At 68.2% G+C, this 13,389-nt stretch carries 12 protein-coding genes, 2 tRNA genes and 1 pseudogene; 5 read left to right on the top strand and 10 right to left on the bottom strand.

Going from position 1 to position 13,389, the window contains the following annotated elements:
• Positions 1–45 precede the first annotated feature (45 nt).
• A complete protein-coding gene (locus tag BLU79_RS13600) occupies positions 46–2,151 on the top strand; it encodes an MMPL family transporter (RefSeq protein WP_093906048.1) in 2,106 nt (701 codons plus the stop codon).
• A gap of 52 nt (positions 2,152–2,203) precedes the next feature.
• Here BLU79_RS13600 and BLU79_RS13595 read toward each other — a convergent pair whose 3' ends face one another.
• Entirely contained in the window at positions 2,204–2,491 is a 288-nt protein-coding gene (locus BLU79_RS13595) for a DUF1905 domain-containing protein (protein ID WP_093905959.1), read from the bottom strand.
• Between the two features lie 151 nt (positions 2,492–2,642).
• On the opposite strand from BLU79_RS13595, the gene BLU79_RS13590 reads away from it, so the two are divergent.
• Both BLU79_RS13590 and BLU79_RS13585 read left to right on the top strand, forming a co-directional pair.
• Positions 2,643–3,863, top strand: a complete 1,221-nt coding sequence (locus BLU79_RS13590) for a L,D-transpeptidase (RefSeq protein ID WP_093905958.1) — start codon at positions 2,643–2,645, stop codon at positions 3,861–3,863.
• A 165-nt stretch (positions 3,864–4,028) separates the two neighbouring features.
• Positions 4,029–5,426, top strand: coding sequence for a glycoside hydrolase family 16 protein (locus BLU79_RS13585; protein ID WP_093905957.1), 1,398 nt, complete (start codon positions 4,029–4,031; stop codon positions 5,424–5,426).
• A gap of 559 nt (positions 5,427–5,985) precedes the next feature.
• Here the strand turns inward: BLU79_RS13585 and BLU79_RS48990 are convergent.
• From BLU79_RS48990 to BLU79_RS13565, 4 genes are all read right to left on the bottom strand, one after another.
• The gene (locus BLU79_RS48990) at positions 5,986–6,117 is read right to left on the bottom strand and encodes a hypothetical protein (protein ID WP_256333285.1); all 132 of its coding nucleotides are present in this window, start codon (positions 6,115–6,117) and stop codon (positions 5,986–5,988) included.
• A gap of 360 nt (positions 6,118–6,477) precedes the next feature.
• Positions 6,478–6,550 (bottom strand) — tRNA-Asn (locus BLU79_RS13575).
• 197 nt (positions 6,551–6,747) lie between these two features.
• Positions 6,748–7,083: a hypothetical protein gene (locus tag BLU79_RS48215; RefSeq protein WP_177001003.1), complete on the bottom strand. Its 336-nt coding sequence runs from the start codon at positions 7,081–7,083 to the stop codon at positions 6,748–6,750.
• 702 nt (positions 7,084–7,785) lie between these two features.
• Complete coding sequence (locus BLU79_RS13565; RefSeq protein ID WP_093905955.1) at positions 7,786–8,034, bottom strand: hypothetical protein; 249 nt, start codon at positions 8,032–8,034, stop codon at positions 7,786–7,788.
• On the opposite strand from BLU79_RS13565, the gene BLU79_RS48210 reads away from it, so the two are divergent.
• Positions 8,035–8,187, top strand: coding sequence for a hypothetical protein (locus BLU79_RS48210; protein WP_177000980.1), 153 nt, complete (start codon positions 8,035–8,037; stop codon positions 8,185–8,187).
• Between the two features lie 191 nt (positions 8,188–8,378).
• Here the strand turns inward: BLU79_RS48210 and BLU79_RS48205 are convergent, their stop codons facing one another.
• The 5 genes and pseudogenes from BLU79_RS48205 to BLU79_RS13545 all read right to left on the bottom strand — a co-directional run bounded on the left by BLU79_RS48205 (position 8,379) and on the right by BLU79_RS13545 (position 11,123).
• Positions 8,379–8,882, bottom strand: coding sequence for a hypothetical protein (locus BLU79_RS48205; protein ID WP_177001002.1), 504 nt, complete (start codon positions 8,880–8,882; stop codon positions 8,379–8,381).
• A gap of 180 nt (positions 8,883–9,062) precedes the next feature.
• Positions 9,063–9,197: pseudogene (locus BLU79_RS49945) on the bottom strand (IS1380 family transposase); the annotation flags it as partial.
• A 125-nt stretch (positions 9,198–9,322) separates the two neighbouring features.
• Positions 9,323–9,395, bottom strand: a tRNA-Asn gene (locus tag BLU79_RS13550).
• 494 nt (positions 9,396–9,889) lie between these two features.
• On the bottom strand, positions 9,890–10,036 hold the full coding sequence (locus BLU79_RS48200) for a hypothetical protein (RefSeq protein ID WP_177001001.1): 147 nt from the start codon (positions 10,034–10,036) through the stop codon (positions 9,890–9,892).
• 163 nt (positions 10,037–10,199) lie between these two features.
• Positions 10,200–11,123 (bottom strand): helix-turn-helix transcriptional regulator, encoded by a 924-nt coding sequence (locus BLU79_RS13545; protein WP_093905953.1) that lies wholly within the window; start codon positions 11,121–11,123, stop codon positions 10,200–10,202.
• Between the two features lie 177 nt (positions 11,124–11,300).
• Between BLU79_RS13545 and tkt the strand changes: the two genes are divergently transcribed.
• A complete protein-coding gene (gene tkt, locus BLU79_RS13540; protein ID WP_093905952.1) occupies positions 11,301–13,376 on the top strand; it encodes a transketolase in 2,076 nt (691 codons plus the stop codon).
• The last annotated feature ends 13 nt before the right edge of the window (positions 13,377–13,389 follow it).

Raw genomic sequence — 13,389 nt, 5'->3', positions numbered from 1 at the left:
ACGAGTCTGGGGGCGATGGCAACCGACGTTCTGCCGGGAGGCACCGTGCTCTCCATGCTCGCCCGGGCGGCGACCCGCCGCCCGCTCACCGTCATCGCTCTCTGGGTGCTCTTCCTGCTGCTCGGCTTCGGTCTCGGGACGGGCGTCTTCAGCCGCCTCTCGGACAACGTGGCCGACATCCCGGGCACCGAGTCGGAAGCGGCCGGACAGTATCTCGAACGCACCGACCCCGCCGGCGAGTCGATCACCGCCGTCGTCGAGAACACCGCCGTCTCCGACCCCGGCCTGCGGGCCCAGGTCGAGCGGGCCGTCGCCGACGTGCGGTCGATCGCCGGAGTGGCCGACGTGCCCGATCCGTACGCCACACGCGGCCTGACCGCCGAGGACGGGCGGGCCCTGATCATCCCCGTCACCCTGGAGGGCGGTCTCGACGACGACGCCGAGGAGAAGGCCGTGGACGCCGCGGCCGACCGCATCCGGCAGATCGACGCGCCCGAAGTCCACGTCAGCGGCGGCCCGTTGCTGGGCACGCAGATCTCCGAACGGGCCCAGGAGGACGTACGGAACGCGGAGCTGATCTCGCTGCCGGTCGTGCTGGCGCTGCTGCTGGTGGTGTTCGGCGGGCTGCGTGCGGCCGGGCTGCCGCTGGTGATCGCGGTCAGCGGCATCGCGGGCGCGTTCCTGGCGCTGTTCGCCTTCAGCCAGGTCACCGACATCTCGGTGTACGCGATCCAGGTCACCACGATGCTGGGGCTCGGACTCGCCGTGGACTACGCCCTGTTGATGGTGGTCCGCTTCCGCGAGGAGCGGCGAAACATCGACGACGTGGTCGAGGCCGTGCACCGCACGGTCGCGGCGGCCGGCCGGACCGTGCTCTTCTCCGGGCTCACGGTCGCGGTCAGCCTGACCGGGCTGCTGGTCTTCCCCAGCGTGTTCCTGCGCAGCATGGGCCTGGCCGTGGCCGCGGTGGTGGTCGTCGACATGCTGGCCGCGCTCACGCTGCTGCCCGCGCTGCTGGCCAGGTTCGGCGGGAGGATCGCCCCGGCGAAGGTCCGGCCGGAGGGCGAGGAGGGCCGCGTCTTCGCCCGCCTGGCCCGCTTCTCGGCCCGCCGCCGGGTCGCCGTCGTGGCGATCGTCGTCCCGGTCCTGCTGGTCCTGGCGCTGCCCGTCACCGGCATGAAGATCAACCTCGGCGACGCCCAGCAACTGCCGTCCAGCACCGAGGCACGACAGCTGTACGACACCGTCGACGCGCACTTCCCGCCCGGCACCGGTGTCTCACCGATCACCGTCGTCATGAAGCCGGGCACGGACAGCGCGACCGCCGACCGGATCCTGGCCCTGTCCCCGACGGCCGAGTCCCGTGAACTGCCGGGCGGCAGCACGGTCGTCAGCATCCAGCCGCCGGGCAGCGTCGACGGCGAGGAGGCCACCGACCTGGTCGAGCGGATCCGGGACGTCCGCGGCGACGCACCGGTCGAGGTCACCGGATCGGCCGCCCGCCTGGTGGACTTCCGGGAGATGCTCACCGAGCGGGCACCCTGGGCGGCGGTCACGGTCCTCGCCGGCATCTTCGCCCTGCTCTTCGCCTTCACCGGCTCGCTGCTGATCCCGCTGCGCACCATCCTCACCACCCTGCTCAGCCTGGGCGCAGCGCTCGGCGTGGTGGTGTGGGTCTTCCAGGACGGCCACCTGGCCGGGCTGCTGGGCAGCGAGGGCCTCGGCTCGCTGAGCCTGACCGCGCCGCCGCTGATCGTGGCCATCGCGTTCGGGCTGGCCATGGACTACGAGCTGTTCATCCTGGCCCGGATGCGCGAGGCCCGGCAGCTCACCGGGGACGACCAGGAGGCCGTGATCACCGGTCTGCGCCGCTCCGGCCGCGTGGTCACCTGCGCGGCGCTGCTCCTCGCGGTGGTCTTCGGCGCCTTCATGACGGGCGGCTTCGCACCCATCCTGCAGATCGGTCTGGGGCTCACCCTCGCGGTGCTGATCGACGCGACGATCGTACGGATGCTGCTGGTCCCGGCGACGATGGCACTGCTCGGCCGCCGGGCCTGGTGGGCACCGGGGCCACTGCGCCGACTGCACGACCGCTTCGGCCTGCACGAGGAGGCACCGGCGTCCCCGCCGCCCGTGCCGACGAACGTCTGACGCCCCCGTGGCACCGGCACCTCATGGGTGTCGGTGCCACGGCCGTCGGCGACTACAGGCGGACGGTCATCTCCACCGCGACCTCGTCACCGGAGCCGAGCCCCTGCGGCTTGCGTACGGCGTTCTTGAGCGGCAGCAGATAGCCGCCGTCCTTGGGGAAGAGCGACGTCTCGAAGGCGACCTCGCCGACCCGGGCCTCGACCGGGATCACACCCCAGCCGTATGTGGCCATCGAGGCCACCTGCTGGATGTCGGCGGACTCCTCGTCCGGCACACGGACGAAGTAGTAGGGCGCGGGCCCGCGCCATTCGATCACTTGGCCGCTGAAGGCTAGTTCCATGGGGTCAGTCTCGTCACTCTCTCCGGTGATCCAGCGCCTTTTCGCTGCTCCCGGACGGGAATCTCAGACTTTCGTGACGGGATTCAAAGGAACAACCCAGGAAAAAGTCGCACGATGCACGCGTACCGCACAGATCTCAGGAAGGCGTGCCGTGGGCGTCCCGCACATATCGAACCGGTCCGAGCAGCAGCTGGGGCAGTGGTCCCGGCGTGGGGTGCTCACCGTCCTCGGAGTGGTGCCCGCCGCGCTGCTGACCGGGTGCAGTGGGTCGGCGGACGCGTCCGAGGACGCCAAGTCGGCATCGTCCGCGAAGAAGCCGACGCTCACGGTCACCCCCGCCGACGGCACCGAGAAGGCCGACTTCACCAGCCCCGTCACCGTCACCGTGACGGCCGGTACGCTCGCGTCCGTCAAGGTCGCGGGGAGCGACGGCTCGGCGCTGGACGGCGCCTTCAACGAGGCCCGTACGAAATGGACTTCGGTGAGGAAGCCCTACTCGGGCACCGAGTACACCGTCACGGCCCAGGCGCAGGGAGCGGACGCCGAGACCACGACCTTCACCACCGACTCCCCCGCCGAGACCTTCGTCGGCTACTTCACCCCCGAGGCCGGCTCCACTTCCGGCGTAGGCATGCCCGTGTCGATCACCTTCACGCACGCCGTCGCCGACAAGGCGGCCGTCGAGAAGGCAATCACGGTGAGCGCCGAGCCTGCGGTCGAGGTCGTCGGGCACTGGTTCAGCGACACCCGGCTGGACTTCCGGCCCAAGACGTACTGGGCCGCCGGCACGACCGTCACCCTCAGCCTCCGGCTCAAGGACGTCGAGGGCACGGACGGGGTCTACGGCGTGCAGTCCAAGGACGTCACATTCCACATCGGCCGCGAGCAGATCAGCACGGTCGACCTCGCCGCCAAGCGGATGACGGTCGTACGGAACGGCGAGACCGTCGCCACCTACCCGGTCAGCGGCGGCGACTCCGACCACACCACCTGGTCGGGGATCATGGTGATCAGCGAGCGGTTCAAGCAGACGCGGATGGAGTCCTCGACGGTCGGCCTCGGTGACGAGTACGACATCTCCGACGTCCCGCACGCCCAACGGCTCACCACGTCCGGGACGTTCGTGCACGGCAACTACTGGGCGTCCACCTCGGTGTTCGGCAACGAGAACACGAGTCACGGCTGCGTGGGCCTGCACGACGCGAAGGGCGCGAGCGACAGCTCGGTCGACGGCTACCGGTTCTACGAGAGCTCGATGCTCGGGGACGTGGTGGTCGTCAGCAACTCGGGCGAGAGGACCGTCGATCCGGCCAATGGGCTCAACGGGTGGAACCTGTCGTGGGCGGAGTGGAGGGCGGGCAGCGCGCTCTGACGCGTTGCCGTGTTCATAGGGTGAAGACCCCGGCGATGGAAGGGATTTCTCTGCTTCACCTCTTGACGGCCGGGGAGCCTGGGAGCACATTGGCGACACTTTGAGAGCGCTCTCAAAGTCACCCGCACCCCACTCCCCACTCCGTACACCGAGAGGCAGCACCCCATGAGTGACCCCTCCGGCATACACCGCAGACGCCGCTCCCCACGGCGCGCACTGCTGGCCGTGCTCGGCACGCTCGGCCTGGTGGCGGCAGCCGCTACCGTCGGCGTCCCGTCCGCGAACGCCTCCGCGCCCACTCCCCCGTCGGGCTGGACGCAGGTCTTCCTCGACGACTTCAACGGCGCCGCGGGCACCGGCGTCAACACCTCCAACTGGCAGTACGCGACCGGCACCGGCTATCCCGGCGGCCCCGCCAACTGGGGCACCGGCGAGGTCGAGACGATGACCAACAGCACCAACAACGTCTCGCTCGACGGCAGCGGCAACCTGCGCATCACCCCCCTGCGCGACGCTGCCGGAAACTGGACCTCGGGCCGCATCGAGACCAACCGCACCGACTTCCAGCCCCCGGCGGGCGGCAAGCTGCGCATCGAGGGCCGTATCCAGATGCCGAACGTCACCGGCACGGCCGCCGAGGGCTACTGGCCGGCGTTCTGGACGCTGGGCGCGCCCTACCGCGGCAACTACCAGAACTGGCCGAGCGTCGGCGAGCTGGACATCATGGAGAACGTCCAGGGCCTCAACCGGGCCTGGGCCACGATGCACTGCGGCACCAACCCCGGCGGCCCGTGCAACGAGACCACCGGCATCGGCAACTACACGGCCTGTCCCGGCTCGACATGCCAGTCGGCCTTCCACACCTACACCATGGAGTGGGACCGCTCGGTGAGCCCCGAGACGATCCGCTTCTCCGTCGACGGCACCCAGTTCCACTCGGTCAACGCGAGCCAGATGGACGCGACGACCTGGTCCAACGCCACCAACCACGGCTTCTTCATCATCCTGAACGTGGCGATGGGCGGCGCCTTCCCGGACGCGTTCGGCGGCGGACTGGACGCGGACACCCGCTCCGGCGCTCCCATGCTCGTCGACTACGTCCAGGTGCTGTCGGCCAGTGGGAGCGGTACCACACCTCCGCCGACGGGCAATCGTGACGCCTACAGCGCCATCCAGGCCGAGTCGTACGACAGCCAGGGCGGCGTGAGCGCCGAGACCACCTCCGACGCGGGCGGCGGCCAGAACATCGGCTCCCTCGCCAACGGCGACTGGGCGCAGTACAAGGGCGTCAACTTCGGCTCCACGGCGGCCACCCAGTTCGTCGCCCGGGTGGCGAGCGGTGCGGCGAGCGGCGTCAGCGGCCTGGTGGAGGTGCGCCTGGACAGCCGTAGCAACGCGCCCGTCGGCAGTTTCGCCGTCGGCAACACGGGCGGGTGGCAGTCGTGGCGAACGATCCCGGCGAACATCAGCGGGGTGACCGGCACACACGACGTCTATCTCACCTTCACCAGCGGTCAGGCGTCGGACTTCGTGAACGTGAACTGGTTCAACTTCGCCCGCTGAGCTGTGTGTTGACGATGCCTCGCCAGGCCTCGACCTGCCTAGCGGGGCATCGGCACGTTCAGCCGGCTCAATCCGAGCCTCCTCAACGAAGCCACCGGCGGTTCGGCCGGCACCCCTCTCAGTGGTCGATTTCTCCCGTCTATCCCGGGATGCGGATATGGAGCATGAGCCGGCCGTAGGTCCGCTCCACGGCCCAGCGTTTCGGGATCGGGGCGAACCCCTGGTCCCGGTGGCGCGTTGGACGATTTCAAGGTCGATGCCGAGGGGGGCGGCGTGGTCGACGAAGGGCCTACGGTAGCTGCCGTCGAACCAGACCTTGCGGCCCACGAACTCCTTGCCCGCGTCGATCACGCAGGCCGACGGTTGTGCATCCCGGCCCCCCCTCCTGGCGCACTAACTCTCGCAGCAGCCCGTTGAACCGGGCGAAGATGCCAACCTGCTGCCGCTTGGCGAAGTAGCCGTAGACCGTCTGATGGGGCGGGAAGTCGTGCTGAAGACAGGCCCACCGGCAGCCGGGGCGCGGTCCACGGAGAGGATCGCGTTCATGACCTCGCGCAGATCATGCTGCGGCGGCCAGCCGAAGTCCAGGGGCCCGCCCGTGGCGCTCGAAGCGCCAGGCGGACAGCCTCGGCTCGGTCAACTCCCCGCGGGCGTCGGACAGATCACTCGGATACGCGCGACGGTCGGTCATGCCCTGGGAGTACCGCCAGTCGGGGGCGTCCAGGGATGAGACAGGCGCAAGCCCACTCCGACCCCGTACGTCACCCCATCTGCCCTGACAGACACGACCGACTCAGCGCCCTCACTGGAACGGCGTGCGTTGTTGTCCGGGTGTACTCGCATCCGCGAGGTCGTCAATGTGCGCGCAGCGCCCGACCGAGTGGCCATGTCGCGTGTTTCAGGACGGCTCCCATCCGTCAAGTCACGTAGTCCAGGGGCGTGACGGAAGCGCAGTACTGGGGGCGCGGCCGTTCCCTGCGGACATGCCCACGTGCCCCGGACACGGGATCCGAACATGAAAAAGGACCCCCTGAGGGGTCCTTCTCATCTGCTCCTCCGACTGGATTTGAACCAGTAACCTGCCAGTTAACAGCCGGCTGCTCTGCCAGTTGAGCTACGGAGGATCGTCTCCTGCATCGAACCTACCTACCTGGGCATTGCCAGACGGCGCACGCTCGTTGCAGTACCTACATTGTCTCAAGCGGGGGCATTCTCCGCCACTCGGTAATTCCGTGACCGATTCTTGCCCCGAATGCGCCGCGTCTCTACAGAAACTCGGCGGTCTGGCTGGACGGCTTTACCGTCCAGCCAGACCAGGAACTCAGTTGTTGTTGTTATTGTTGTTGTTGTTGCCGCCACCCCCGTTGTTGTTGTTGTTGTTATTGTTGTTGTTGCCGCCACCCCCGTTGTTGTTGTTGTTATTGTTGTTGTTGCCGCCACCCCCGTTGTTGTTGTTGTTATTGTTGTTGTTGCCGCCTCCGTTGTTATTGTTATTGTTATTATTGGCGCGCTTTTCGGGTGCCATCGTGGCTATGGTGCCGGTTTGCGACGCCGCCGGGGCGGCGAATGCGCTGGAGGGCAGCAGTGCGCCACCTGTGGCCAGAGCGGCCGAAGCGCAAATCATCACGAGACGCTGCTTGCGGGTGATACGAGCCATGGGAAATCTCCTTGGTGAAGGTGAATCGATTGTTGAGTGCGGGACGTATGTCCCTTGATACGCGCCGCCGGATCTAATTCCGGACGATGCGAGTGGGCCAGCTGCTCTGCTTGAACCCATGACTCAATTAGGCCCTGGCAAGCGAACCGCGTCACGCCCCTGAAATTCGGGGCTTGACAGATGGCAGCGGTCACGATAAAAGGCATCGCCGGCCACTTCGGAGGTGCGCAGGCCACGCTGGCGCTGGTGGTCGGCGTGAGAATGACATGGCCCTTCGGCACCCATGCCAGCAACGAGTGAGCACCACCCGTCAGCGCCAACGACCAGGTCACCACGCCTGCGCCACTGACACTCAGAAGAGAACGTTCGACTGGCACTCCCCCGCAGACCATCACACAGGCGCTCTCCCAGGTGCACCTCCGCCTGGGGATTCGCGGGGTCAACCTCCCAGGCATACAGGGGGAACCGGCGGGCGGGGGCCAGGTGTGCGGGCCACGGCACTGCCCGCGCGCGGCGCAGCCGGCGCACTCCATGCAGAACTGCTTCGGGATGCGCGGGCACCAGCAGATCAGGTTGCAGTCGGGGTCGTCGTCACCCTCGGAGTACGGCTCGCCCAGCGGGGGCCGGTGGTCGACGTGGACCTCGCCGTGCCGCACCCGGTCGACTCCACCCATATGGCGATGACCGTGTTCGGGTCGCCCATCACAACGCGGGCCCCGAGCGCGAGTCGACTCCGGCTTCGCGGGCGCAGGCGAGCAGCGTATTGACGGCCAGAGCGGCCGCGGGGTCGGAGCCTGGCAGCCGGTTGACGGCGGCATGCTCGTCCTCGCCGCTCAGCGAGTCCGGTGCGGGTGAGGGCGCACAGCCGCGCGTAGCGCAGGACGTCGGGGCGAAGGCGGTGCGGCGGGTGGCTTCAGCTTCCCTCTCCTGGCGGCGCTTGTCGTCCTCCAATTGCCGGACACGCTCGCGTCGACCTGCTTCCAGGACCACTTCACGGACCTGGACACGGCAGTCGCCGCCTCGGGGCTCGGCGACGTCACATTCGTCGCGCCCTTCATACCCACCATCCCGGGGACGGACCGCTACGTGGACGAGCTGCGGTGACGCCCCGCCCCGGCCGGGCGGCCCGGAAATCCTGAGCATCCCTCCAGAAGATCTGCACCCCACTCGGACGGGGACGTCGTTCCTGGGGAAGGTCCGCGCGAAACAGCCTGCGCATGCCGCGTTTCTAGAGAAAACTCGGCGGTCTGACTGGACGGCTTGAGCGGGCTTTACCGTCCAGCCAGACCAGGGAATCAGTTGTTGTTGGCGCCCCCGGCGTTATTGTTGTTATTGTTGTTGTTGGTGCCCCCGGCGTTATTGTTGTTATTGTTGTTGTTGGTGCCCCCGCCGTTATTGTTGTTATTGTTGTTATTGTTGTTGTCACCGATGTTGACGTTGATGTTGACGTTGAGGACGTCTCCACCGTTGGCGTCTGCACCATCCTGGGCCACCAGGTCGTCTGCGAGGACTCCGGCTCCACCGACGCGGCCGTCGATGGAGCTGCTGGAGATGACGCCCTTGCGCGAATCATGACATTCGGCGTGCGCCATTGGCGCTGACCAGAGACCTACCACCCCGGCACCGAGCACGACCAGGGCCGTCGCGCGCACACTCAGGCGGGAGCGACGCGAGGGAGTGCCCTCGCCTTGGCGCCAGTTGCACGCCACCTTGCGTTTCGCGAACATCTTGCGTCCTTTCTCCTTGCACAGCCGAGAGAACTGTTCGATTGGTTCGAGGATGGAAACGCTGAGCCGCATCCAGCCTCATCACGCTTTCCGTGCGAACTGCATGCAGTAACGGTTCGAACTGCGGTGTTAGGCCAGGTGCTGGCATGTTTGATACGCGTGGCCCAGCGCCGATGGCGCCTCTGGAGGCCAGGCGATAGGTTCTGATTTTTCATGACGTACCGTCAGTTCGTCCGGCGGGCCGATTCAGCGGCGGGCGTCGCCGGTGAGAGCGAGCGTGGGTATCCAGGCCAGCAGGTCGAGGGCGATCTGGACGATCTCCAGCAAGAGCTGGTTCTGCGCGGCACCGTGGAGGGGGAGGTTGCGCAGGCCGGCGTCGGGGGCTGCGCATCCCGTCGGCGTCAGTGAAGCGCAGCACTGGGGGCGCGGCCGTTCCCTGCGGACATGCCCACGTGCCCCGGACACGGGATCCGAACATGAAAAAGGACCCCCTGAGGGGTCCTTCTCATCTGCTCCTCCGACTGGATTTGAACCAGTAACCTGCCAGTTAACAGCCGGCTGCTCTGCCAGTTGAGCTACGGAGGATCGTCGCCTGCATCGAACCTACCTACCTGGGCATTCGCCAGACGGCGCACGCTCGTCGCAGTACCTACATTGTCTCAAGCGGGGGCATTCTCCGCCACTCGGTACTTCCGTGACCGATTCTTGCCCCGAATGCGCCGCGTCTCTACAGAAACTCGGCGGTCTGGCTGGACGGCTTTACCGTCCAGCCAGACCAGGAACTCAGTTGTTGTTGTTATTGTTGTTGCCACGCGCCCGTTATTATTGTTGTTGACGCGCTTTTCGGGTGCCATCGTGGCTATGGTGCCGGTTTGCGACGCCGCCGGGGCGGCGAATGCACTGGAGGGCAGCAGCGCGCCACCTGTGGCCAGAGCGGCCGAAGCGCAAATCATCACGAGACGCTGCTTGCGGAGGGGGAGGTTGCGCAGGCCGGCGTCGGGGGCTGCGCATCCCGTCGGGTGCCGTTCGGGCTGCCCCGCCGCCTGTGCGCGCGTCACCCCGCTGCTTTCCCGGCCTCTCTACGAGAGGGCCGACACCTGCGCCAGCCAGGTCGCGGTGGCGTCGGCGATCGCGATCCTGATCAGCCGGTAAGCCGTCGGCAGGGCGTAGACCTCCTGGGCGATGCCCGCCATGGTCCGGGCGCCCAGGACCCGTCGCCCGAGCATGGACTTCCTTATCGCGAAGAAGGCGGATTCCACTTCCCACCGTTCGTGACACAAGGTGACCAGCTCGAAACTGCGCGACCGACCCCCACGAAAACCCGCAGGCTCCCGACGGCCCACCCCGGCACCCCCCCCTCGCGGCCCTACCAGCGGAGCGTCACCGGCGTCACCGCAACTCCGCCCGGAACGCCGCCGGCGTCATCTCCGTGTGCTGTTGGAAGAACTTGGAGAAGTTCGCCGCGTCCGGGAAGCCGACCGCCGCCCCGATCCGGCCGATCGGCATGTCGGTGTGGGCCAGGAGCCGCTTCGCCTCCAGGATCACGCGCTTGTCGATGAAGCCCTTGGGGGTCTCGCCGGTGGCGGCGCGGACCGCGCGGACGAGGGTGCGGCGGGAGTAGCCGAGCTGGTCGGCGTAGGCGCTGACGCTGTGGTTGGTGGCGAAGCCACGCTCGACCGCGTCACGGAAGAGGGTGAAGGTCGTGTCGCCCTGGTGGCGCGCGGCCTCCGCCGAGCTCGCGGCGAGGTGGGCGAGGCGTAGGAGGAATGCCGTCAGCGAGTGGCGCAGGACCGCCGTGTGCAGGCTCAGGGGGAGGGTCGTCGTGTCCTCGTACTCGCCCTGGAGTTGGGCGAGGGACGAGCGCAGGGCGGTGAGTTGGGCGGCGTCGGGGTGGAGCAGGGGTGGGAGGTCGTACCGGTAGAGGCCGGTGGCCTCGACCGTGGCGCGGGGGAGGAAGCCGGGTTGCATGGTCAGGACGGTGCCCCGGTAGTCGCTGGTGCGGGAGAAGCGGTGGACCTGGCCGGGGCGGATCCACAGCAGGTCGCCGGGCTTCGTTTCGTACTCGGCGAAGTCGATCATGTGGCGGACCGGGACCTCGTCGAACAGCATCACGACGTGGAAGTCGATGCGGTGGACGCGTTCCAGCGGCGCGTCGGCGGCGTGCCAGGTGCGGCCGGAGCCCATCGGGCCGACGTGCATACCGACGCCGAGGACGCTCAGATCGACCGGGAAGGGGAACGTTCGGATCGGGTCGCCGCCGTCGCCGCCGTCACCCTCTCGACCCGTTCCGCCTTGGACCCTTGTGTCCACCATGTCCGTCTCATGCCGTCTCAGTCGTGCGCGGCCCGCGCTCAGCCGTGCACCGCGCCCGCCGCGGTGTCCCACTTTCACCACAGCCTGACACACGCCGACCTTCCCTCGTAAAAGTCAGACTTTTACTTTTGAACGCGTTGGACCAGCCGCTTCGCTCCGATCGAGGACTTTTTGAAGATGAGCACGCAGACACCGGACAGCTTCGAATGGACCGAACTCGACCGGCGTGCCGTCGACACGGCCCGTCTTCTGGCGGCGGATGCCGTACAGCGAGTCGGCAACGGCCACCCGGGCACCGCGATGAGCCTCGCCCCGGCCGCGTACACGATCTTTCAGAAGGTGATGCGTCACGATCCCGCCGATCCTGAGTGGACCGGCCGGGATCGTTTCGTTCTCTCCCCCGGCCACACCTCGCTGACCCTCTACACGCAGCTCTTCCTCGCCGGGTACGAGCTGGAGCTCGACGACCTCAAGGCCTTCCGGACCCATGGTTCGAAGACGCCGGGCCACCCCGAGTACGGGCACACGGCAGGGGTCGAGACGACGACCGGTCCGCTCGGCCAGGGTGTCGCCAACGCGGTCGGTATGGCGATGGCCGCCCGCTACGAGCGCGGCCTGTTCGACCCGGAGGCCCCGCAGGGCGAGTCCCCGTTCGACCACACCATCTGGGCGATCGTCTCCGACGGCGACCTGCAGGAGGGCGTCTCCGCCGAGGCCTCCTCGCTCGCCGGCCACCAGAAGCTCGGCAACCTGGTCTTCCTCTACGACGACAACCACATCTCGATCGAGGGCGACACCGCGACCGCCTTCTCCGAGGACGTGCTGAAGCGCTACGAGGCGTACGGCTGGCACGTGCAGCGGATCGAGCCCGCGCTCGGCGGCGACATCGACGTGGCCTCGCTGTACGGGGCCCTGAGGGCCGCGCAGGCCGAGACCGAGCGTCCCTCGATCATCGCGATGCGCACGATCATCGCCTGGCCCGCCCCGAACGCGCAGAACACCGAGGCCTCCCACGGCTCGGCGCTCGGCGCCGACGAGATCGCCGCCACCAAGCGCATCCTCGGCTTCGACCCCGAGCAGTCCTTCGAGGTCGCCGACGAGGTCCTCGCCCACGCCCGCCGGGCCCTCGACCGCGGCGCCGAGGCGCATGCCGCCTGGGACAAGCAGCTCGGCGCCTGGCGCGCCGCCAACCCGGAGCGCGCCGAGCTGTTCGACCGGATCGTCGCCGGTCAGCTGCCCGAGGGCTGGGAGTCCTCGATCCCGGTCTTCGAGGAGGGCAAGTCGGTCGCCACCCGCGCCGCCTCCGGCAAGGTGCTCCAGGCACTCGGTGCGGTCGTCCCGGAGCTGTGGGGCGGCTCGGCCGACCTGGCCGGCTCCAACAACACCACCATCGACAAGACGAGTTCGTTCCTGCCCAAGGGCAACCCGCTGCCCGAGGCCGACCCGTACGGCCGGACCGTCCACTTCGGCATCCGCGAGTTCTCGATGGCCGCGGAGATGAACGGCATCGCCCTGCACGGCAACACCCGTGTCTACGGCGGCACGTTCCTCGTGTTCTCCGACTACATGCGCAACGCCGTCCGTATGTCCGCGCTGATGCAGCTGCCGGTGACCTACGTCTGGACGCACGACTCCGTCGGCCTGGGCGAGGACGGCCCGACCCATCAGCCGGTCGAGCACCTGGCCTCGCTGCGCGCCATCCCGGGTCTGAACATCGTCCGGCCCGCCGACGCCAACGAGACCGCCGTCGCCTGGGCCGAGATCCTCAAGCGGCACGCCACCAACCCGGCCCCGCACGGGCTCGCGCTCACCCGCCAGGGTGTGCCGACGTACGCCCCCAACTCCGATGCGGCGAAGGGAGGTTACGTCCTCCAGGAGTCCTCCACCGGGACGCCCGACGTGATCCTCGTCGCCACCGGCTCCGAGGTCCAGCTCGCCGTCGCCGCGCGGGAGCGGCTGGAGGCCGAGGGGATCGGCACCCGGGTGGTGTCGATGCCGTCCGTGGAGTGGTTCGAGGAGCAGCCGCGCGAGTACCGCGAGAGCGTCCTGCCGCCGGCCGTGAGGGCGCGGGTCGCCGTCGAGGCCGGGATCGGGCTCACCTGGTACCGGTACGTGGGCGACGCCGGACACATCGTCTCCCTGGAGCACTTCGGCGCCTCCGCCGACGCCAAGACCCTGTTCGCCGAGTACGGCTTCACCCCCGAGAACGTCGCCGCCGCCGCGCGCGAATCCCTTGCCGCCACCCGCGGTTGATCCGAACGCCAGA

Source organism: Streptomyces sp. cf386, from assembly GCF_900103585.1.
Taxonomy (GTDB): domain Bacteria; phylum Actinomycetota; class Actinomycetes; order Streptomycetales; family Streptomycetaceae; genus Streptomyces.
This window is presented reverse-complemented; position numbering and strand designations above follow the sequence as displayed.